The sequence below is a fragment of the Agromyces binzhouensis genome, assembly GCF_004135055.1.
Classification (GTDB): Bacteria; Actinomycetota; Actinomycetes; order Actinomycetales; family Microbacteriaceae; genus Agromyces; species Agromyces binzhouensis.
Genome location: NZ_SDPL01000014.1, coordinates 1 through 21,383 on the forward strand (window position 1 = coordinate 1; position 21,383 = coordinate 21,383).

Here is a 21,383-nt window from a genome sequence, read left to right on the forward strand (position 1 = left end):
GCCGCCGCCGCACAGTGCCACGGCCGCCCTGCCGCCGTCGCGCCGGGCGAGTTCGAGCGCGGCGTGCAGCGCCAGGCGGGCTCCGGACGCGCCGATGGGGTGGCCGAGCGCGATGGCCCCGCCGTGGATGTTGACGGTGTCGGGATCGAGGGAGAGGTCCTTCATCGACTGCAGCGACACCGCGGCGAAGGCCTCGTTGATCTCGACCAGGTCGAGGTCGCCGGCCTGCCAGCCGGCCCGGTCGAGCGCGGCTGCGATGGCGTTCGAGGGCTGCGAGTGCAGCGAGTTGTCGGGCCCGGCGACCTGGCCGGATGCTCCGACCAGCGCGAGCCACGGCAGGCCCCGCTCCTCGGCCCAGGCACGGCTCGCGACCACGACGGCCGCGGCGCCGTCGGAGATCGGCGAGGAGTTGCCGGCGGTGATCGCACCGCCTTCGGCGAAGGCGGGCCGGAGCCTCGACAGCGTCTCGGGCGTGGAGTCGGGGCGCACGCCCTCGTCCGTCGTGACGACGACGGGGTCGCCCTTGCGCTGGGGGATCTCGACGGGCACGATCTCGTCGTCGAACACGCCGTCGGCCTGCGCGCGGCCGGCGCGCACGTGCGAGGCCGCCGCGATCTCGTCCTGCTCGGCGCGGCCGAGCCCGTAGCGCTCGTTGAAGCGCTCGGTCGAGGCGCCCATCGACTCGTGGTCGAACGCGTCGGTGAGGCCGTCGGCGGCGGTGTGGTCGAGCAGCTCGACGCTGCCGTACATGTGCCCCTTCCGGGACCCGGGGAGCAGGTGCGGCGCGTTGGTCATGGACTCCTGGCCGCCGGCGACGACGACCTCGGCCTCGCCGAGGCGGATCAGCCGCGCGGCATCCGTCACCGCGACCAGGCCCGACAGGCACACCTTGTTCAGCGTGATCGCGGGCACGCGCCACGGGATGCCGGCCGCGACCGCGGACTGCTTGGCGGGGTTCTGGCCGGCGCCGGCCTGGAGCACCTGGCCCATGATCACGGCGTCGACGTCGTCGGGGGAGACCCCGGCCTTCTCGAGGGCGCCGCGGATGGCGACGGTGCCGAGTTCGACGGCGGTTCGACTGCCCAGGTTGCCGGCGATGCGGCCGAACGGCGTGCGGGCGCCGGCGACGATGACGACGTCGGGAAAGCTCATTTCGGTGGGACTCCTTCGTCTCTGCGTCGGTGCACGGGGTCGGTGCGCCGATCCGGGTTGCGCGTCGTGCGCGATCGACTCTAGTGTACGTTCCTGAGACCTGAACCACCTGTCAGGTTCTGACACCGTCGTCACTCAGAGAGGCTCACAGCATGCGAGTTACACCGAAGTACCTCGCGCCGGCGCTCGTCGCCGCCGCGGCGCTCACCCTGGCCGGTTGCGCACCGACCACCGCCGCCGGGGGAGGCGACGCCGACGGGGCTGAGACCGCTCCGGTCGCCATCGGCATGATCACGTCCGAGACCGGTCCGCTCGCCGCATACGGCGAGGCGTACGTCGCGGGCTTCGAGGCCGGCCTCGACTACGCCACGGACGGCACCGGGGAGGTCGACGGCCGCGAGCTCGAGATCACCTGGGAGGACGACCAGGGCAACCCCGACACCGCGGTCGCCAAGGCCAAGGACCTCATCGGCCAGGGCACCAAGGTCCTCGCCGGCACGGTCGCCTCCGGCATCGCGCTCTCGCTCGCCGAGCAGGCCGAGCAGAACGAGATCCTCTACATCTCGGGCCCCGCGGCCGCCGACGCCATCACCGGCGTGAACGACTACACGTTCCGCTCGGGCCGCCAGACCTACCAGGACGTCGCCACCGCCGGGACGTTCATCGGCGACCCCGCCGGCAAGAAGGTCGTCGTCTTCGCCCAGGACACGGCGTTCGGCCAGGGCAACCTCGCGGGCGTCGAGGCCGTGCTCGGCGGCCAGGGCGCCGAGGTGCAGGGCGTGCTCGTCGCCGAGGACGCGACCGAGTTCACCCCGTTCGCGCAGCAGCTCATCGACGCGCAGCCCGACCTCGTCTTCGTCGCCTGGGCCGGCGCCTCCTCGGGCGCCATGTGGACCGCGCTGCAGCAGCAGGGCGTCTTCGACGCCGCACCGGTCGTCACCGGCCTCGGCGACGTCGCCACATACCAGGCCTACGGCGACGCGTCGGCCGACATCTCGTTCCTCAACCACTACTTCGGCGGCGCCGCGGGCACGGACATCGAGGAGGAGATGATCACCCGCCTGGAGGAGGCCGGCGCCACGCCCGACCTGTTCTCGGTCGACGGGTTCGTGGCCGCCCAGATGATCGTGCAGGCCGTGCGCGAGGGCGGCGACGACGTCGACGCCATGATCGAGGCGCTCGAGGGCTGGACCTTCGAGTCGGTCAAGGGCGAGGTCACCGTCCGCGCCGAGGACCACGCCCTCATCCAGCCGATGTACCAGGTGAACCTCGTCGAGGGCGCCGACGGATGGGCCCCGGAGCTCATCGAGACGATCGACGCCGAGACCGTCGCCCCGCCGGTCGCCGGCTGACCGCACCACCCACCCGAACCGACCAGGAACGGAAGCACACGCGATCATGACCGACCACGCGGCGCTCGAACTCGAGCACGTCACCCTCCGGATCGGCGGAGCCCACATCCTCAAGGACGTGTCGCTCAGCGTGCCCGAGGGCGAGATGCTCGGCGTCATCGGCCCGAACGGCGCCGGCAAGACGACGCTCTTCAACATCGTCTCCGGCATCCTGCGACCGACGGAGGGCGCCGTGCGCCTCGCCGGCGCCGACGTGACCACCCAGCCGGTGCACCGGCGCGCCGCGGCCGGCCTCGGCCGCACGTTCCAGACCTCGAGCCTCTTCCCGGCGCTCGACGTGCTCGAGAACGTGCGGCTGGCGGCCCAGGTGCGCGAGGGCCGCGCGGCATCCGTGTTCCGCACCCCGCGGCGCACGGATGCCGCCACACGGCGAGCACTCGCAGCCCTGGAGGAGGTCGGCATGGCGCAGCGCGCCGACGCCGGCGCCTCGGGGCTCTCGCACGGCGAGAAGCGGAAGGTCGAGATCGCGATGCTCATCGCGATGGAGCCCCGCGTGATCCTCCTCGACGAGCCCATGGCGGGCGTCGGCTCCGCCGACGTCCCCGCGCTCACCGAGGTCATCCGCGGGCTCCATCGCGGCGGGCGCACCGTGCTCATGGTCGAGCACCACATGGACGTCGTCCTCGGTCTCGCCGACCGGGTCGCCGTCATGCACCACGGCGAACTGCTCGCCGCAGACTCCCCGGAGGCCGTCATGGCGAACCCCACCGTCCAATCCGCCTACCTCGGGTCCGCCGCATGAGCGGGCCCGTCGCGGACGAACCCATCCTGAGCGTCCGGAACCTCTACGGCCGCATCGCCGGCCAGCAGGTCGTCGAGGACGTCTCGTTCGACGTCCCCGCGACCGGGGTCACCGCGCTCCTCGGCCGGAACGGCGTCGGCAAGACGTCGACGATCAAGTCGATCCTCGGCCTGATCGACCGCACCGGCGAGGTGCGCCTCGCGGGCGAGCGCATCGACCGGGCGCCCACCCACCGCATCGTGCAGCGCGGCGTCGCGTACGTGCCCGAGGACCGCGAGGTCTTCGGCTCGCTCACCGTGGCCGAGAACCTGCGGCTCGCCGAGCGCGACCGCTCACCGCGGCGCGAACTCGTGGCATCCCTCTTCCCCGACCTCGAGGCGCGACGCGAGCAGCGCGCGGGCACGCTCTCCGGCGGCCAGCAGCAGATGGTCTCGCTCGCCCGGGCACTGGTGAACGAGAACCGGTTGCTGCTCGTCGACGAGCCGACCAAGGGACTCGCGCCGCGCATCGTCGACGAGGTCGCCGACGCACTCGCGGAGGCCGCGCGCACGGCCCCGATCCTCCTCGTCGAGCAGAACCTGCTCGTCGTCCGCCGCCTCGCAGAGCGCGTGGTGGTGCTCTCCTCGGGCCGCGTCGTCTTCACCGGCCCGGCCGAGGAACTCCTCGACGACCACGACCGCGTGCAGCGGTTCCTCGGCGTGCACGACGAACGGGAGGCCGCCTGATGGACACCCTGGTCCTCCTGCTCATCACCGGCCTCGGCCTCGGCGCCCTCTACTTCCTGGTCGCGAGCGGGCTCTCGCTCATCTACGGCCTCATGGGCGTGCTGAACTTCGCCCACGGCGCGTTCCTCACGATCGCCGCGTTCCTCGGCTGGGAGGCCGGCCGCCGGATCTCCGACGGCACCTGGACGGGCCTCGCGATCTCCGCGCTCGTCGGCATCCTCGTCGGCGCGACCGTCGCGGTGCTGACCGAGGTGCTCATCATCCGCCGCCTCTACGAGCGGCACATCGAGCAGGCGCTCGTCACCGTCGGGATCTCGCTCGCCGCGGTCGCCCTGTTCGAGGGGATCTGGGGCACCGACCCGATCTACACCGACCGGCCGGCCTGGCTCACCCAGACCACCGAGATCCTCGGCGCCCGCATCCCGAACGACCGGTTCCTGCTCATCGCGTGCGCGGCGCTCGTGCTCGGCGGCATCGTGCTGTTCCTCCGCAGGACCCGGTACGGCCTCATCATCCGCGCCGGCGTCGAGAACCGGCACATGGTGACCGCCCTCGGCATCGACGTCCGCCGCTCGTTCACGCTCGTGTTCGCGATCGGCGGCGCCGCCGCCGGGCTCGGCGGGGTCCTGGCGTCCGTGTACTACGGCTACGTCTCGGCCCACCTCGGATCGGTGCTGCTCATCTTCGCGTTCATCGTCACCGTCATCGGCGGGCTCGGCTCGCTCACCGGCGCCGCGATCGCCTCGGTGCTCGTGGCCGTGCTGCAGCAGTTCGCGAACTTCTACCTCGGCGGCACCGGCGACCTGGTCGTCGTCGTCCTCCTCGCCGCCGTCCTGCTCATCCGCCCGCGTGGACTCATGGGGAAGGCCGCATGACCGCCAAGTCGCTCCGCCTCGTCATCGGCGGCATCCTGCTCGTCGTCGCACTCGCGATCCTGCCCCTGCTGGCCATCGACGTCCCGGGCGTCCTGCCCGGGCCGACCTACACGCCCGGCACGCTGCAGCTGCTCGCGTTCGCGCTGCTGATCGCGGCGCTGGCGCTCACCTACCGCATGATGTTCGGCCTCGCCGGCCTCCTCTCGTTCGGCCACGCGCTGTTCTTCGCCGCGGGCGCGTACGGGCTCGCGATGACGCTCGAGGCCTTCGGTCCCGCCGAGTGGCCGAGCGCCCTCGTCTTCACCGTCGCGATCGCCGTGACGCTCGTGCTCGGCTTCGTGCTCGCCGCGACCGTCGGGGCGCTCGCGCTGCGGGTCACCGGGATCTCGTTCGCGATGGTGACGCTCGCGTTCGCCCAAGCCGGGTCGGTGCTGATCCGCCGCAACCCGGGCAGCGCGACGGGCGGCGACGAGGGGCTCGCCCTCGACACCGCGCACGTCCCGCCCGAGCTGGTCGGCGTGGTGGACACCCGCAACCTCTACTGGGTCGCGCTCGGCATCCTCGTCCTCGTCTACCTGATCGTGCTGTCGGTCGAGAAGAGCCGTGCGGGACACGTCGCCGAGGCGATCCGCGAGAACGAGCTCCGCGTGCGGGTCATCGGCCTGCGCCCGTACAACGTGAAGCTCCTCGTGTTCATCGCGGCCTCCGTCCTCGCGTCGGTCGCGGGCATGGGCTACCTCCTGCTGCAGTCCGGTGCGGCGCCGCGCATCGCGACGGCCGACTTCACGCTGACGCTCCTCGTCATCGTGGTGCTCGGCGGAGTGGGCGCCCGGTGGGGCGCGATCGTCGGCGGTATCGTCTACACACTGCTCGACCAGCGCCTCACGGCGCTCGCCGGGTCGGACGCGATCGCCGCCCTGCCCGACATCCTCCGGGTCCCGCTGTCCGAGCCGCTCTTCATCCTGGGGACGCTGTTCGTCCTCGTGGTGCTGTTCCTCCCGGGGGGCATCGCGGGGCTGCCCGCCCGCATCGCCACGGGCCGCAAGCAGCACCCGGCCGAGCCGGAGGAGACGGTGGATGCCTGACGGAGCCTGCACGCTGGGCCGGTGGACCTCGGACCGCGCCCGCACGACACCCGACGCGACCGCGATCGACGACCGCGGCGTCGCGATCAGCTACCGCGAGCTCGACGAGCGCGCCGAGCGGTTGGCCGCGGCCTTCCGAGCGGCCGGCTACGCGATCGGCGACCGTGTCGCGACGATCACCGGCAACAGCGCCGACCACGTCGTGCTGTTCTTCGCGTGCGCCAAGGCGGGGCTCGTGCTCGTGCCGCTCTCGTGGCGCCTGTCGCCCCGCGAGCTCTCGGAGCAGCTCGAGATCGCCGATCCGGTGATCCTCCTCGTCGAGGACGAGTTCCAGACGCTCTCGCGGGCGACGCTCGGCCGGCTCGCCCGGCGGATCCCGGTCGCGGCGCTCGGCGCGCACGGCGTCGAGCAGCAGGTGCCCCATCCGGGCGCGCGCGCGGAGGCGCCGACGACGCGGACCGACGTGCGCGACGACGACACGCTGCTCATCGTGTTCACCTCGGGCACCGCCTCGCGGCCGAAGGGCGCGATGCTCACGCACGCGAACTGCTTCTGGACGAACCTGTCGCTGTCGAAGACCATCGCGATCGCCGAGCACGACGTCGTGCTCGCCGTCATGCCGCAGTTCCACGTCGGCGGGTGGAACATCCAGCCGCTGCTCGCCTGGTGGTCGGGTGCGACCGTGGTGCTCGAGCGGACCTTCGACCCGGGCCGCGTGCTGCGGCTCGTCGCCGAGCGCGGGATCACGACGATGATGGGCGTCCCGGCCAACTACCTGTTCCTCGCGCAGCATCCGGACTTCGTGCACACCGATCTCTCGAGCCTCGGGCACGCCGTCGTCGGCGGGGCGCCCATGCCGCCGGCGCTGCTGCGCACCTGGCATGCCAGGGGCGTCGCCCTCACGCAGGGCTACGGGCTCACCGAGGCGTCGCCGAACGTGCTCTGCCTGCCCGACCGCGAGGCCCGCGAGCGCGTCGGCTCGGCCGGGCTGCCCTACGCGCACGTCGACGTCGAGGTCGCCGATCCGGCGACCGGGGAGCTCCTCGACGGAGCGGCCGAGGGAGAGCTGCTGGTCTCGGGGCCCGGCGTGTTCGCCGGGTACTTCCGCGACCCGGACGCCACGGCCGCGGCACTCCGCGACGGCCGGCTGCACACGGGGGACCTCGTGCGTCGCGACGAGGACGGCTACTTCACGATCATCGACCGGTTGACCGACGTCTACATCTCGGGCGGGGAGGGCGTCTCGCCCGCCGAGGTCGAATCGGTGCTCATCGCGCATCCCGCGGTCGCCGACGTCGCGGTCGTCGGGGTGCCCGACGACCGGTGGGGCGAGGCCGGGTCGGCGTGGGTCGTGCTCCGACCGGGTGCGATCACGGATGCCGCAGAGCTCGCGGAGTTCGCGCGAGCCTCGCTCGCGGGCTACAAGGTCCCGCGCGACATCCGCTTCATCGACGAGATCCCGCGATCGACGGCGGCGAAGACCCTCCGCCGTGTGCTCGCCGAGCGGGCGGCGCGCCTGGCCGAGGGAGCGGACGCATGAGCGCCGCACCGCGCACCGCGCGCGGCGAGCAGACGCGCCGGCGGATCCTCGAGGCGTCCGAGCACGTGTTCGCCGAGCACGGGTACACCGAGTCATCCGTCTCGCGGATCACCGAACGGGCGGGCGTCGGCCAGGGCACGTTCTACCTGTACTTCGACTCGAAGCTCGACGTGTTCGACGAGCTCGTCGAGGACCTGAACCACCGGGTGCGGCAGGCGATGAGCGAGGGCGCGCGTGGCGCGACGACCCGGCTCGAGGCCGAGCGCGAGGGCTTCGCCGCGTTCTTCCGGTTCACCGCCGAGCACCCGGCGCTGTACCGGGTCGTACGGGAGGCGGAGTTCGTCTCGCCCGGCGCGCTGCGCCTGCACTACACGCGCATCGTGGAGGGCTACATCGACGGCCTGCGCCAGGCGCAGCTCGACGGCGAGATCTCGGACATCGATCCGACGGTGGCCGCGTGGGCGCTCATGGGCATCGGCGAGATGATCGGCATGCGCTGGGTGCTCTGGGGCAACGGCGCGGGCGGACCCGGCGACGACGCCGACCCGACCGCGTCGGGCACCGACGCGGTCCCCGAGCACGTGCTCGACGAGATGATGCGATTCATCGGCGGCGCCCTGGGACGGGGCGACCGCCGCGGCGAAGGGGAGGACTCATGACCGGACTGGCCGGACGGCGCGCGATCGTCACGGGGGGAGCGAGCGGTATCGGCCTCGCGTGCGCGGAGGCGTTCGCCGAGGCGGGCGCGCAGGTGACCATCGCCGACCTGAACGGCGAGGCCGCCGAAGCGGTGGCCGAGCGGATCGGCGGCGAGGCGTGGCAGGTCGACCTCGGCGACACCGCGGCGCTCGCCGACCTCGCCCTCGAGGCCGACATCCTGGTCAACAACGCCGGCATCCAGCACGTCCGACCGATCGAGGCGTTCGAGCCCGAGCGGTTCTCGCTGCTGCTGCGGATCATGCTCGAGGCGCCGTTCCTGCTGATCCGCGCCGCGCTGCCCGGCATGTACGAGCGCGGCTGGGGCCGCGTCGTCAACCTGTCGAGCGTGCACGGGCTGCGCGCCTCTCCGTACAAGTCGGCGTACGTCGCAGCGAAGCACGGCCTCGAGGGCCTCTCGAAGGTGACGGCGCTCGAGGGCGGCCCGCACGGCGTCACGTCGAACTGCGTGAACCCCGGCTACGTGCGCACGCCGCTCGTCGAGAAGCAGATCGCCGACCAGGCGAAGGTGCACGGCATCCGGGAGGAGGACGTCGTCGAGCAGGTGATGCTGACCGAGTCCGCCATCAAGCGGCTCGTCGAGCCGTCGGAGGTGGCGAGCCTCGTGCGCTGGCTCGCGAGCGACGACGCTCGCATGGTGACCGGCGCGAGCTACACCATGGACGGCGGATGGAGCGCCCGATGACCGGACCCGAACCGTTCTCCGCACCGGTCCGCGGCGGCGACCTCGCCGGCGGCCAGTGGCGGGCGGACGCCACCGGCACGCCGGTGCTCGCGATCCACGGCATCACCGCGAGCCATCGCGCGTGGCACCACGTCGCCGCGGCGCTGCCGGATCGGCGCATCGCAGCACCCGACCTCCGTGGACGCGGCCGCTCCGCCGACCTGCCCGGCCCCTGGTCGCTGCGCGACCATGCCGACGACCAGTTGCGCGTGCTCGACGCGCTCGGCATCGAGCGCGCGTTCGTGGTCGGGCACTCGATGGGCGCGTTCGTGACGGTCCGGCTCGCGGCGTCCCACCCCGACCGAGTCGCGGGCGTCGTGCTCGTTGACGGCGGCCTGCCGATCCCGCACCCCGAGGGACTGGACCCGGAGCAGGTCGCGGCCGCCGTGCTCGGCCCGGCCATCGCGCGGCTCGAGATGCGCTTCGCCGACCACGCCGCGTACGCCGACTTCTGGAAGGCGCATCCGGCGATCGGGCCGGCCTGGGACGAGCGGGTCGCCGACTACGTCGCCTACGACCTCGTCGGCTCGGAGCCCGAGCTGCGCAGCTCGTCGGTCGCGGAGGCGGTCGCCCAGAACGTGCTCGAGCTCGACGGCGGCGATGGCTACCTCGATGACCTGCTGGGGCTTCCCGCCCCCGTCGACTTCCTCCGCGCGGAGCGCGGGATGCTCGACCAGCCCGAGGGGCTGTACCCTGCCGAACGGGTGGCGGCGACCGCAGAACGGATGCCGGCGCTCCGCGTCACCGAGGTCGCGGAGCTCAACCACTACACCATCGTCATGACGGATGCGGGCGCGGCCCGGGTCGCCGCGGTCGTCGCACCGCGACTGGCCGAGGCCGACGCCGCGGCATCCGTCGGGACGCGTTGACGAGGAGGTCACACGATGACACTGGACAAGACCGTCGGATCGGCCGCGGAGGCGGTCGCCGACATCCCGGACGGCGCGTCGCTCGCCGTCGGCGGGTTCGGGCTCTGCGGCATCCCCATGGTGCTGATCCAGGCGCTGCTCGAGCGCCGGGTCGGCGACCTGTCGGTCGTGTCGAACAACTGCGGCGTCGACGACTGGGGCCTCGGGGTGCTGCTCGGGGCGGGGTTGATCCGCAAGATGACCTCGTCGTACGTCGGCGAGAACAAGGAGTTCGAGCGGCAGTACCTGTCGGGCGAGCTCGAGCTCGAGCTGACGCCGCAGGGCACGCTCGCCGAGAAGCTCCGGGCGGGCGGCGCCGGCATCGCCGGGTTCTTCACCCAGACCGGGGTCGGCACGCAGGTCGCCGAGGGCGGACTGCCCCAGAAGTACGCCGCCGACGGATCGATCGCCGTCGCGTCGAAGCCGAAGCCCGTGCAGACGTTCACGATGCGCGGCGAGGAGAACGAGTTCGTGCTCGAGGAGGCCATCACGACGGACTTCGCGCTCGTGCACGCGATGAAGGGCGACCGGCACGGCAACCTCGTCTTCGACAAGTCGGCCCGCAACTTCTCGCCGCTGTGCGCGATGGCCGGCCGCATCTGCATCGCCGAGGTCGAGGAGCTCGTCGAGCCCGGCGAGATCGACGCCGACGCCGTGCACCTGCCCGGCATCTTCGTGGACCGCATCGTCGAGGTCGGCCCGGACATCGAGAAGCGCATCGAACGACGCACCGTGCGAGAGGGGAACTGAGATGGCGCTCACCAGGCTCGAGATGGCCGCGCGCGCGGCGAAGGAGCTGACGGACGGCTCGTACGTGAACCTCGGCATCGGCCTGCCGACGCTCGTGCCGAACTACGTGCCCGACGGCGTCACCGTCGTGCTGCAGTCGGAGAACGGCATCCTCGGCGTCGGGCCGTACCCGACCGAGGACCAGGTCGACCCCGACCTCATCAACGCCGGCAAGGAGACCGTGACGGTGCTCCCCGGTGCGGCCTACTTCGACTCCGCGACGAGCTTCGGCATGATCCGCGGCGGCAAGGTGGACGCGGCCATCCTCGGCGCCATGCAGGTGTCCGCGACGGGGGACCTCGCGAACTGGATGATCCCGGGGAAGATGGTCAAGGGGCCCGGCGGCGCGATGGACCTCGTGCACGGCGCCCGCAAGCGCATCGTGCTCATGGAGCACGTCGCCAAGGACGGCTCGCCGAAGATCGTCGACGCCTGCTCGCTGCCGCTGACCGGCAAGGGCGTCGTCGACCGCATCATCACCGACCTCGCGGTCATCGACGTGACCCCCGAGGGACTCAGGCTCGTCGAGGTCGCGCCCGGGGTCACCGTCGACGAGGTCGTCGAGAAGACCCAGCCGGCGCTCGACATCTCGGGCGTCACCGCACTCACGACCTAGACCAGCCGCACCACCCGCACCACCCCGAAGGCCCGAAGGAGCGCCACATGGACCACTTCCTCCCCGGCATCGTCGCGCACGAGCTCGCGACGCCGCGCTACACCGCGCAGGTGCTCGAACGTCCCGCCGCGGACGCCGACGCTCCGCGCGCGACCGTGCTGTTCGTGCACGGCAACGTGTCGTCGTCGCTGTTCTGGCAGCCGACCATGCTCGCACTCCCGCCGGACGTCCGAGCGCTCGCCGTCGACCTGCGCGGATTCGGCGGCAGCGAGGTCCGGCCGGTGGACGCGACGCGGGGCCTCGGCGACTACGCCGAGGACGTCGCGGCCGTGGTCGACGCGCTCCGACTCGACGAGGTGCACCTGGTCGGCTGGAGCATGGGCGGCGGCGTCGTGCTGCAGGCGCTGCTCGAGCACGAGCTGCCCGTGGCATCCGTCACGCTCGTGAACCCCGTGTCGCCCTTCGGCTTCGGGGCGACGGATGCCGCGGGGAAGCTGCTGACCCCGGATGCGGCCGGCTCGGGCGGCGGGGGAGCGAACCCCGACTTCATCGCCAGGCTGCGCGACGGCGACCGGACCGCCGACGCGCCGTCGTCGCCGCGCTCGGTGTACCTCGGCACGTACGTGACCCCAGGGTTCGCGTCCGAGCACGACGACCGCTGGGTCGAGTCGATGCTCACGACCGCGGTCGGCGAGGACAACTACCCGGGCGACGCGCAGGCCTCGGAGAACTGGCCCGGCTTCGCGCCCGGCACACGCGGAGTGCTCAACACGATGGCCCCGACCCGGTTCGACGCGAGCGGCATCGTCGACCTCGACGCCAAGCCGCCGATCCTGTGGATCCGGGGCGCGAACGACGTCATCGTCTCCGACACGTCGCTGTTCGACCTCAACCACCTCGGCGCGCTCGGCGTGATCCCGGGCTGGCCGGGCGAGGACGTGGCGCCGGCGCAGCCCATGGTCGCGCAGACCCGCGCGGTGCTCGACACCTACGCCGAGCGGGGCGGCGCGTACCGCGAGGCCGTGTTCGAGGCGAGCGGGCACTCGCCGCTCATCGAGGAGCCGGAGCGCTTCGTCGCCGAACTCGTGGCGCACGTGCTGGGGAACGACGAGACGGCCGACTGAGCGTCGGCCGTGACGGAGTCGTGAGGCGGGGGTGCGCCGAGGGTGCACCCCCGCCTGCGCGCCACCCCCTGCCGCAGGCACGCCTTTGGGCGCAGGATGGTGGTCCACGCCCTGCGAGGGAGGAACGCATGATCGGCGCGCCACTCGACCACGACGCCCCCGTGGCGGACCCGCGGGATCCGCGCAAACCCTCCTCGCCGTTCCAGATCACCCGACGGGCGTGGCGCTACCTCGCGAGACGCGTCTTCCGCGAGTTCATCGACGACGAATGCCTCGACACCGCGGCCGCGCTCACGTTCTGGGGGACGCTCTCGGTCTTCCCCGGGCTGCTCGCGGTGACCTCGCTGCTCGCCCTGATCGGACAGGGCGGCGCCATCCGCGAGATCCTCGGCCTCGCGCAGCAGGTCGCCCCCGGCCCGGTGCTCGAGGTGGTCGAGGAGCCCCTGCGGGCCTTCGCGGGGTCCCGGGCGGCGACCATCGGCTTCCTCACGGGCCTGGTCATCGCGCTCTGGTCGGCCTCCGGCTACGTCGCGGCCTTCACCCGGGCCATGAACCGCATCCTGGAGATCGAGGAGGGACGGCCGTTCTGGAAGCTGCGCCCGTTCCAGCTCCTCATCACAGTCGGGGCCATCCTGCTCGTGACGATCGTCGCCGTGATCCTCGTCGTCTCCGGTCCGGTCGCGGACGCCGTCGGCGAGGCGCTCGGCGTCGGTGCGACGCTGCGCATGGTGTGGGACGTCGCGAAGTGGCCCCTGCTGGGGGCGGTCGTCGTCATGGTGGTCGCCCTGCTCTACTACGCGACTCCGAATGCCCGGCAGCCCAGATTCCGCTGGATCAGCCTCGGCGCGCTCATCGCCATCGTCCTCATGCTCGTGGCGTCGGGCGGGTTCGCGCTCTACGTCGCGAACTTCTCCAACTACGACCGCACGTACGGATCGCTCGCGGGCATCGTCGTGTTCCTGCTGTGGCTCTGGATCACGAACGCCGCGCTGCTGCTCGGCGCCGAGTTCAACGCGGAGCTCGAGCGCACTCGCCAGCTGCAGGCGGGGATCCCTGCCGAGGAGCGCCTCAGGATGCCGCCCCGTGGCACGCGCAGCATGGAGAAGGCCGCCGAGCGGCACCGCCGCAACCTCGAGCTCGGTCGTCGCATCCGAGAGCCGCACGATACGGAACCTGACCACGCCGGCGAGCGCGGTGAGGAGCGTCGCCCCTGACCGGCGTGCCCGCCCGAGCCATCCGTTCGATGGAGGCCCCGCCCAGCGAGGCCGCCATAGACTGGCAGACGTGCCTGCAGTGAATCTCGGAATGCCCAAGGTCCCCGAAGTCCTCGCGCCCCGGCGCAAGTCGCGGCAGATCAAGGTGGGCAAGGTGCTCGTCGGCGGCGACGCTCCCGTGAGCGTGCAGTCGATGACGACGACGCCGACGCCGAACATCAACGCGACGCTCCAGCAGATCGCCGAGCTCACCGCGTCCGGTTGCGACATCGTCCGCGTCGCGGTGCCGAGCCGCGACGACGCCGAGGCGCTGCCCATCATCGCGAAGAAGAGCCAGATCCCGGTCATCGCCGACATCCACTTCCAGCCGAACTACGTCTACGCCGCGATCGACGCGGGCTGCGCGGCCGTGCGCGTCAACCCGGGCAACATCCGCAAGTTCGACGACCAGGTCGGCGAGATCGCCCGCCGGGCGAAGGAGGCGGACGTCTCGATCCGCATCGGAGTCAACGCGGGCTCCCTCGACCCGCGCCTGCTGCAGAAGTACGGCAAGGCGACCCCGGAGGCGCTCGTCGAGTCGGCCGTCTGGGAGGCGAGCCTGTTCGAGGAGCACGACTTCCACGACTTCAAGATCTCGGTCAAGCACAACGACCCGATCGTCATGGTGAAGGCGTACCGCATGCTCGCCGAGCGGGGCGACTGGCCCCTGCACCTGGGCGTCACCGAGGCGGGACCCGCCTTCCAGGGCACGATCAAGTCGGCGACCGCGTTCGGCATCCTGCTCTCCGAGGGCATCGGCGACACCATCCGCGTCTCGCTCTCCGCACCGCCGGTCGAGGAGGTCAAGGTCGGCCTGCAGATCCTGCAGTCGCTGAACCTCCGCGAACGCAAGCTCGAGATCGTCTCGTGCCCGTCGTGCGGCCGCGCCCAGGTGGACGTCTACAAGCTCGCCAACGACGTCACCGACGGCCTCGAGGGCATGAGCGTGCCCCTGCGGGTCGCGGTCATGGGCTGCGTCGTGAACGGCCCCGGTGAGGCCCGCGAGGCCGACCTCGGCGTGGCATCCGGCAACGGCAAGGGGCAGATCTTCGTCAAGGGCGAGGTCATCAAGACCGTGCCCGAGGCCGAGATCGTCGAGACGCTCATCGCCGAGGCGAACCGCATCGCGGCCGAGATGGGCGTCGACGCGCCCGTCGGCTCGCCCACGGTCGTCACGCCCTAGGACGCGGGCCAGTCGGTCGCAAGGCCCTGTCGGCCCGCCGGCACGTCCGCTACCGTCGAGCCCGACGGCGCCGGGAGGGCGCGCGAGGGAGGACGGCGATGAGCGGAGACGGCTACGAGTACCCGGATGAGGCCGGGTACCCAGACGGGACGGGCACCCTGCACGAGGGGACCGACGATGCGCCGGAGCCGACCGGCGGCGAAGCGGACGATGCCGACGCGGCGGAGACCGAGCTGAACGAGTTCGCGATGGAGGACGAGGAGGACCTCGACGGGAACGTCTGATCCTCCGGGGCGATGCCGGCCGAGCGGGCGGGCGACGGCCGCGGCATCCGCCCTGCATAGAATCGTCGGGTGCCCACACGCCTGACGAACTTCTTCCTCCGTACGCTCCGTGAAGACCCCGCCGACGCCGAGGTCGCGAGCCACAAGCTGCTCGTGCGCGCCGGCTACATCCGGCGCCAGGCGCCGGGCGTGTTCGCGTGGCTGCCGCTCGGCCTGCGCGTCAAGGCCAAGATCGAGCGCGTCGTGCGCGAGGAGATGGAGGCGGCCGGCGCGCACGAGGTGCACTTCCCGGCACTGCTGCCGCGTGAGCCGTACGAGCAGACGGGCCGCTGGAGCGAGTACGGCGACGCCCTGTTCCGGCTCAAGGACCGCAAGGACGCCGACTACCTGCTGGCGCCCACGCACGAGGAGGTCTTCACCCTGCTCGTGAAGGACCTGTACTCGTCGTACAAGGAGCTGCCGCTCACGATCTACCAGATCCAGGACAAGTACCGCGACGAGGCGCGACCGCGCGCGGGACTCCTGCGCGGCCGCGAGTTCACGATGAAGGACGCCTACTCGTTCGACGTCTCCGACGCGGGGCTCGATGCGTCGTACCAGGCGCAGCGCGACGCGTACGAGCGCATCTTCACGAGGCTCGGCCTCGACTACGTCATCGTGAACGCGGATGCCGGCGCCATGGGCGGCTCCAAGAGCGAGGAGTTCCTGCACCCGACGCCGGTCGGCGAGGACACCTTCGTGCGCTCGGCGGGCGGCTATGCGGCCAACGTCGAGGCGTTCACCACGATCGCGCCCGAGCCGATCCCGTTCGACGGGCTCCCCGCGGCCGAGGTGCTCGACTCGCCGAACACGCCCACGATCGCCACGCTCGTCGACCTCGCGAACCTCGAGTACCCGCGGCCCGACGGTCGCGACTGGACCGCGGCCGACACCCTGAAGAACGTCGTGCTCGCGCTCACGCACCCCGACCACACGCGCGAGATCGTCGTCGTCGGCATTCCCGGCGATCGCGAGGTCGATGCCAAGCGCGTCGAGGTCGCGTTCGCGCCGGCCGAGGTCGAGGCCGCGACCGAGGAGGACTTCGCGAGGAACCCCGGTCTCGTGAAGGGCTACATCGGCCCGTGGTCGCCCGAGGGCGCCGTGCTCGGCGCCGACTCGTCGACCGGAATCCGCTACCTCGTCGACCCCCGCGTCGTCGAGGGCACCGAGTGGATCACCGGCGCCAACCTCGACGAGAAGCACGTCTTCGGCCTCGTCGCCGGTCGCGACTTCGTCGCCGACGGCACGATCGAGGCGGCGAACGTGCGCGAGGGCGACCCGGCGCCCGACGGCTCGGGGCCCGTCGAGCTGGCGCGCGGCATGGAGATCGGCCACGTCTTCCAGCTCGGTCGGAAGTACGCCGAGGCGCTCGGGCTCAAGGTGCTCGACGAGAACGGCAAGCTCGCGACCGTGACGATGGGCTCGTACGGCATCGGCGTGACCCGCATCCTCGCGATCATCGCCGAGCTGCACAACGACGACAAGGGCCTCGTCTGGCCCGCGTCGGTCGCGCCCTTCGACGTGCACGTGCTCGCGACCGGCAAGGACCAGGCGGCGTTCGAGGCCGCCGAGCGAATCGTCGCCGAGCTCGAGGCCGGCGGGCTCGACGTGCTGTTCGACGACCGCCCGAAGCTCTCGCCCGGCGTGAAGTTCGCCGACGCGGAGCTCATCGGCGTGCCGAAGATCGTGATCGCCGGTCGAGGCGTCGCCGACGGCGTCGTCGAGATCTGGGATCGTGCGACGGGCGAGCGCACGAGCGTCCCGATCGACGGCGTGCGCGCGGCGTTCGGCCGCTGAACGGCCTCGACTGACGCGGCGAGGGCCGGTGCGGATGCTCCGCACCGGCCCTCGCACTGCGCGGGCGCCTCACATGCGCGCGTAGCGCGCCCGGGCGAAGCAGTAGGCCCCGTACACGATCAGGCCGGCCCCCACGAGCCAGAGCAGGATCGTCCCGAAGGGCAGCTCGGCGAGGCTCTTCAATGCGGCATCGAGCCCGCCCGCCTTCTCCGGATCGTGCGTCAACGAGGCCACGAGCAGGAGGACGCCGACGACGCCGACCGCGATGCCCTTGGCGACGTAGCCGACCGTGCCGAGCGTGAGCACGCCCTTCCGCACCGGATCGGCGGGCAGGGAGAGGTGCTTCGCGAAGCGCTGCGTCGCTCCGCGGTAGACGAACGCGATGCCGATGCCGACGATGACGAGCCCGACGACGACGAGGAGGACGACGCCCCCCGGTGCCGCGAGGAGCTGCGCGGTCAGCGCCTGCGACGACTGGTCGGAGTCGGAACGGCCGCCGAGCGCGTACACGAGCGACGTGGCGCCGATCGACACGTACGCGACCGCGGTCCCGACGTACTTGACCCGGTGGCCCCACTTCTTCTTGGTGTCCGGATCGCGCTCGAGGAACGCCTCGGTGACCTGCCAGATCGCGAGGGCGAACAGCCCGAGCGCGATCAGCCAGAGGAGCGCCAGGCCGAAGGGCAGGCTCGCAAGCTGCTGCATCGCGCCGCCCTGGTCGGCCTCGCCGCCCGCGCCCTGCGCGACCGAGATCGCGATTCCGCCGATGACCACGTGCACGATGCCGAGCACCACGTAGCCGACGCGCGCGGCGATTCGGAACGCACGGGAGTTCTGCGCCGCGTTGGCCGCGGCCTTTCCGGAATCGGTCGTCATCCGCTCAGCGTAGCCACGGCGGGGCGTGCGCGGCAGGTCGCCGCTCGTGGTTGCGCACGGCTGATCGGGAGTGGTAGTCGCCCGCGCGCGCCCGGCGGTCCGTTCCCCGGCGTCCGCCGGTCGTTCACCGGCCGGACGCCGTCGATTCGATCGCCGGTCATGGCGACCCGACAGGCTCGGCGCGTCCCTCCGGCCCGACGCGCGGGCGGCCGCGCACTGAACGAGGAGCCTCCATGACCATCCCCGAACTCCGTCTCACGCCCGTCTCGCACGCGATCGGCAAGCGGTCGCCGGTGACCTGCCGGCTCAAGTGCGCCGACGCGTGCCTCGGCCCCGAGTGCAACACCTCCTCGAACGCCCACTTCCGCGACATCGCGTCGCAGGCGATCTCGCGCCGCTCGGTGCTCGGCCTCGGCGTCGCGGGCGCGGTCGGCCTCGTGGTCGGCGGTGCGGCCGGCGGCTCCGCAGGTCCCGCGTTCGCGGCGAAGCCCGGCACCGCAGGTCTCTCGTTCAGCCCGATCGCGCCCGTCGACCGGACCGTCGACGCGTTCACCGTTCCGGCCGGCTACCGCTGGCAGCCGATCATCCGCTGGGGCGACCCGCTGTTCTCCTCGGTGCCGGCGTTCGACTTCGATCACCAGACGGCCGAGGCCCAGGCCGGGCAGTTCGGCTACAACAACGACTACCTCGACATCATCGCCGACCCGTCCGGCAAGACCGGCGTGCTCGTCACCAACCACGAGTACGTGAACCCCGACCTCATGTTCACCCCGACGACCGACCCCGAGGAGCGCCGCCGCCGCGGCGAGATCTACAAGGCGGCGATGGGGATGGCCGTCGTCGAGGTGAAGCGCCGCCGCGTCGGCGACCCGTGGGAGTACGTCGTCGACGGCGCACGCAGCCGCCGGATCACCGTCGAGTCCGTCTTCGAGCTCACCGGCCCGGCCGCCGGCTCCGACCTCGTCACGACGGCCGCCGACCCCGAGGGTCGCTGGGTGAAGGGCACCCTCGGCAACTGCGCGGGCGGCACCACGCCGTGGGGCACCGTCCTCTCGGGCGAGGAGAACTTCAACGGCTACTTCGCCTGGGCCGCCGACACCGCGGAGCAGCGCCGTTACAGCGGCAGCTCGACGACGGCGACGGAGACCGGCTGGGAGCAGTACGACGAGCGCTTCGACGCGCACGACCCGCGCTACGTCAACGAGCCGAACCGCTTCGGCTACATCGTCGAGATCGACCCGAGCGACCCGACGTCCACGCCGAAGAAGCACACCGCGATGGGCCGCTTCAAGCACGAGGGCGCGAACGTCACGATCGCCGAGGACGGCCGCGTCGTGGCGTACATGGGCGACGACGAGCGGAACGACTACCTGTACAAGTTCGTCTCGAAGGGTCGGTACACCGCGGCGACCTCGACGGGCGCGCGTCGGAAGAACATGACGCTGCTCAGCGAGGGCGACCTGTTCGTCGCGCGCTTCTCGGGCAATTCGCCGGCCGCCGAGATCACCGGCACCGGCGCCATGCCCTCGGACGGGGCGTTCGACGGCACCGGCGAGTGGATCGCGCTCACCCGCGGCGGCGAGAGCGTCGTTCCCGGCATGACCACCGAGCAGGTCCTCGTCTACACGCGCCTCGCCGCCGACCTCATGGGTGCCACGAAGATGGACCGCCCCGAGGACGTCGAGCCGAATCCGCTCACCGGCAAGGTCTACCTCGCGCTGACGAACAACAGCCGTCGCACGGTCGCCACCCTCGACGAGGTGAACCCGATCACCGGCAACCGGTACGGTCACGTCGTCGAGCTCACCGAGACGTCGGGCCAGGCCGGAGAGACCTTCGGCTGGAGCATCCTGCTGCTCTGCGGCGACCCCGCCGTCACCGACTACACGTACTTCGCCGGCTTCCCGAAGGAGCTCGTCTCGCCGATCTCGTGCCCCGACAACGTCGCGTTCGACTCCGAGGGCAACCTCTGGATCTCGACCGACGGCGCCCCGAGCACGATCGGCTACAACGACGGCCTGTTCCGGGTGCCGCTCGAGGGCGACCAGCGGGGGAACGTGCAGCAGTTCCTCGCGGTCCCGCGCGAGGCCGAGACGTGCGGCCCCGTGATCCACGACCGCGAGGGCCTCGTGTTCGTCGCGGTGCAGCACCCGGGCGAGAACGGTGCGGTCGGCGCGCAGACGTCGTACTTCCCCGACTACGTCGCGACGCACTCGGGCGACAAGGTGGCCGCGCCGCGCCCGTCGGTCGTGCAGGTCTGGAAGGGCTGAGCGGACCCGGTCCGCAGGGGCGGTGACGGATGCCGCGGCATCCGTCACCGCCCCTGCGTCATGCCCGGCGGGGTCGCTGCGCAGGCGGTCCGGAGACGAGCGCGACGCCGACGGCCGAGACGACCGCGAACGCGGCGTCGGGCACCCAGGTGCCGAGCGCGGCGACGTGCCAGACGAAGAAGAGCGGGAACGCCCAGAGGCCGATGCGGACGACCCGCGAGCCGAGCCCGCCGATCACCGCGATGACGCCGAGCACGGCCGAAAGGGCTCCGAAGGAGGCGATGAGCACGGTCGCCGATGCCGGGAACGGGTCGTCGGCGAAGAGGACCGACACGGCGAACACCGCGGCGACGGCGAACAGGGCGACGAGGATCGCCTGCCCGGTCCGGACGCGCGCGCCGCGCCGCGCGCGATGATCGGGGGCGGAGCCCGCATGGGCGTCCCGTCCTGCGCCGGCAGCGCCTCCGAGGTCGGTCTGGGCAGTGGACATGGTCGTTCCCCTCTCGTGACCGCGAACCAGGCGGCGGGTCGGCTGATCCGGGTCGTTCCCGGCGACGCCAGCCTTTCGCGGCCCGCCGTGCGAGCGCACTGCGGTGGACCGCACGACCGCTGCGGTCGACCGCACGATCGTGCGCGGCCGATCGGTGGGATACTGCGGGCATGCCTCGGATGCGGTCGGCGATCGGTGCGGTCGTGCTCGCCGCGACGGCCGGCGCCGCGCTGGTCGTGGTGATGGTCGCGTCACCGCTCCCGCTCGCCGAGACCGTCCCCACGCTCATCGTCCCCGTGATGTTCGTGCTCGCCGGGTTCCTCGGCCCGATCTGGCGAGCGAGCGCGTTCACGTGCACCACCGTCGCCGGGATCGGGGTGCTGCACCTCGTGGCCCTGGCGGCCTCGGCGCTCGCGCTGGCCGATGCCGGACCGGGCCTCGCCTGGCATCTCGGCTCCCAGATCGCCTTCGTCGCCGGCTTCGGCCTGCTCGTGCCCCTCGCCGCCGGCTACCCCGACGGTCCCGCTCCCTCGTGGTCGCTCGTCGTCCTCGGTGCCGGCGTGGCCGTCCCCGTGCTCGCCGCGTTGGCCGGACCGACCCCGGCGGTCCTCGACGGCACCACGATGCTCGGACCGGTCGCCGACGTCCTGCCCGTCTGGATCGCCGCCGTGAGCGCGATCGTGTTCCTGCTGCCCGCGGCATCCGTCGTCGTCGGCCTGGTCCGGCTCGTGCGGGGCGACCGGGCGCTGCGTCGTCGGCTCGCCTGGCCGCTCGCGGCGCTC

20 protein-coding genes and 1 pseudogene are annotated in these 21,383 nt (G+C 72.1%); 18 read left to right on the top strand and 3 right to left on the bottom strand.

The features are described from left to right. Positions 1-1,152 (bottom strand): acetyl-CoA C-acetyltransferase (locus ESO86_RS01850; RefSeq protein ID WP_165307219.1); only part of this gene is annotated, 1,152 nt, incomplete at its 3' end. A 152-nt stretch (positions 1,153-1,304) separates the two neighbouring features. On the opposite strand from ESO86_RS01850, the gene ESO86_RS01855 reads away from it, so the two are divergent. From ESO86_RS01855 to ESO86_RS01930, 16 genes are all read left to right on the top strand, one after another. Continuing rightward, a complete protein-coding gene (locus ESO86_RS01855; RefSeq protein ID WP_129233199.1) occupies positions 1,305-2,504 on the top strand; it encodes a substrate-binding domain-containing protein in 1,200 nt (399 codons plus the stop codon). A gap of 46 nt (positions 2,505-2,550) precedes the next feature. Beyond that, a complete protein-coding gene (locus tag ESO86_RS01860; RefSeq protein ID WP_129233200.1) occupies positions 2,551-3,306 on the top strand; it encodes an ABC transporter ATP-binding protein in 756 nt (251 codons plus the stop codon). Then, positions 3,303-4,031 carry an ABC transporter ATP-binding protein gene (locus tag ESO86_RS01865; protein WP_129233201.1) on the top strand — a complete coding sequence of 243 codons (729 nt, stop codon included), beginning with the start codon at positions 3,303-3,305 and terminating at the stop codon, positions 4,029-4,031. The genes ESO86_RS01860 and ESO86_RS01865 overlap by 4 nt, the downstream gene beginning before the upstream one ends. Next, complete coding sequence (locus tag ESO86_RS01870; RefSeq protein ID WP_129233202.1) at positions 4,031-4,906, top strand: branched-chain amino acid ABC transporter permease; 876 nt, start codon at positions 4,031-4,033, stop codon at positions 4,904-4,906. Before ESO86_RS01865 ends, ESO86_RS01870 begins: the two co-directional genes overlap by 1 nt. Further along, positions 4,903-5,991, top strand: a complete 1,089-nt coding sequence (locus ESO86_RS01875; protein ID WP_129233203.1) for a branched-chain amino acid ABC transporter permease — start codon at positions 4,903-4,905, stop codon at positions 5,989-5,991. Before ESO86_RS01870 ends, ESO86_RS01875 begins: the two co-directional genes overlap by 4 nt. After that, complete coding sequence (locus ESO86_RS01880; protein WP_129233204.1) at positions 5,984-7,531, top strand: class I adenylate-forming enzyme family protein; 1,548 nt, start codon at positions 5,984-5,986, stop codon at positions 7,529-7,531. Before ESO86_RS01875 ends, ESO86_RS01880 begins: the two co-directional genes overlap by 8 nt. Beyond that, entirely contained in the window at positions 7,528-8,190 is a 663-nt protein-coding gene (locus tag ESO86_RS01885) for a TetR/AcrR family transcriptional regulator (RefSeq protein ID WP_129233205.1), read from the top strand. Before ESO86_RS01880 ends, ESO86_RS01885 begins: the two co-directional genes overlap by 4 nt. Continuing rightward, positions 8,187-8,933, top strand: a complete 747-nt coding sequence (locus tag ESO86_RS01890; RefSeq protein ID WP_129233206.1) for a 3-hydroxybutyrate dehydrogenase — start codon at positions 8,187-8,189, stop codon at positions 8,931-8,933. Before ESO86_RS01885 ends, ESO86_RS01890 begins: the two co-directional genes overlap by 4 nt. Next, positions 8,930-9,841, top strand: coding sequence for an alpha/beta hydrolase (locus tag ESO86_RS01895; protein WP_242492156.1), 912 nt, complete (start codon positions 8,930-8,932; stop codon positions 9,839-9,841). The genes ESO86_RS01890 and ESO86_RS01895 overlap by 4 nt, the downstream gene beginning before the upstream one ends. Before the next feature lie 15 nt (positions 9,842-9,856). Continuing rightward, the gene (locus ESO86_RS01900) at positions 9,857-10,630 is read left to right on the top strand and encodes a CoA transferase subunit A (protein WP_129233208.1); all 774 of its coding nucleotides are present in this window, start codon (positions 9,857-9,859) and stop codon (positions 10,628-10,630) included. A gap of 1 nt (position 10,631) precedes the next feature. Continuing rightward, entirely contained in the window at positions 10,632-11,285 is a 654-nt protein-coding gene (locus ESO86_RS01905; protein ID WP_207206979.1) for a CoA transferase subunit B, read from the top strand. A 47-nt stretch (positions 11,286-11,332) separates the two neighbouring features. After that, positions 11,333-12,409, top strand: coding sequence for an alpha/beta fold hydrolase (locus ESO86_RS01910; RefSeq protein WP_129233209.1), 1,077 nt, complete (start codon positions 11,333-11,335; stop codon positions 12,407-12,409). Between the two features lie 128 nt (positions 12,410-12,537). After that, positions 12,538-13,623, top strand: coding sequence for a YihY/virulence factor BrkB family protein (locus ESO86_RS01915; protein ID WP_129233210.1), 1,086 nt, complete (start codon positions 12,538-12,540; stop codon positions 13,621-13,623). A 91-nt stretch (positions 13,624-13,714) separates the two neighbouring features. Next, complete coding sequence (ispG, locus tag ESO86_RS01920) at positions 13,715-14,845, top strand: flavodoxin-dependent (E)-4-hydroxy-3-methylbut-2-enyl-diphosphate synthase (RefSeq protein WP_129233216.1); 1,131 nt, start codon at positions 13,715-13,717, stop codon at positions 14,843-14,845. A gap of 98 nt (positions 14,846-14,943) precedes the next feature. Beyond that, the gene (locus ESO86_RS01925; RefSeq protein ID WP_129233211.1) at positions 14,944-15,129 is read left to right on the top strand and encodes a hypothetical protein; all 186 of its coding nucleotides are present in this window, start codon (positions 14,944-14,946) and stop codon (positions 15,127-15,129) included. Positions 15,130-15,198: 69 nt separating this feature from the next. After that, positions 15,199-16,965: a proline--tRNA ligase gene (locus tag ESO86_RS01930; RefSeq protein ID WP_207206980.1), complete on the top strand. Its 1,767-nt coding sequence runs from the start codon at positions 15,199-15,201 to the stop codon at positions 16,963-16,965. Positions 16,966-17,034: 69 nt separating this feature from the next. On the opposite strand, the gene ESO86_RS01935 is transcribed toward ESO86_RS01930, so the two are convergent. Beyond that, positions 17,035-17,841 carry a DUF1206 domain-containing protein gene (locus tag ESO86_RS01935; protein ID WP_129233212.1) on the bottom strand — a complete coding sequence of 269 codons (807 nt, stop codon included), beginning with the start codon at positions 17,839-17,841 and terminating at the stop codon, positions 17,035-17,037. Positions 17,842-18,074: 233 nt separating this feature from the next. Here ESO86_RS01935 and ESO86_RS01940 point away from each other — a divergent pair, with 233 nt between their 5' ends. Continuing rightward, complete coding sequence (locus ESO86_RS01940; RefSeq protein WP_129233213.1) at positions 18,075-20,111, top strand: PhoX family protein; 2,037 nt, start codon at positions 18,075-18,077, stop codon at positions 20,109-20,111. 58 nt (positions 20,112-20,169) lie between these two features. On the opposite strand, the gene ESO86_RS18515 is transcribed toward ESO86_RS01940, so the two are convergent. Further along, positions 20,170-20,601 (bottom strand): hypothetical protein, encoded by a 432-nt coding sequence (locus ESO86_RS18515; protein ID WP_165307221.1) that lies wholly within the window; start codon positions 20,599-20,601, stop codon positions 20,170-20,172. Positions 20,602-20,771: 170 nt separating this feature from the next. Between ESO86_RS18515 and ESO86_RS01950 the strand changes: the two are divergent. Continuing rightward, positions 20,772-21,383, top strand: a pseudogene (locus ESO86_RS01950) (hypothetical protein); the annotation flags it as partial.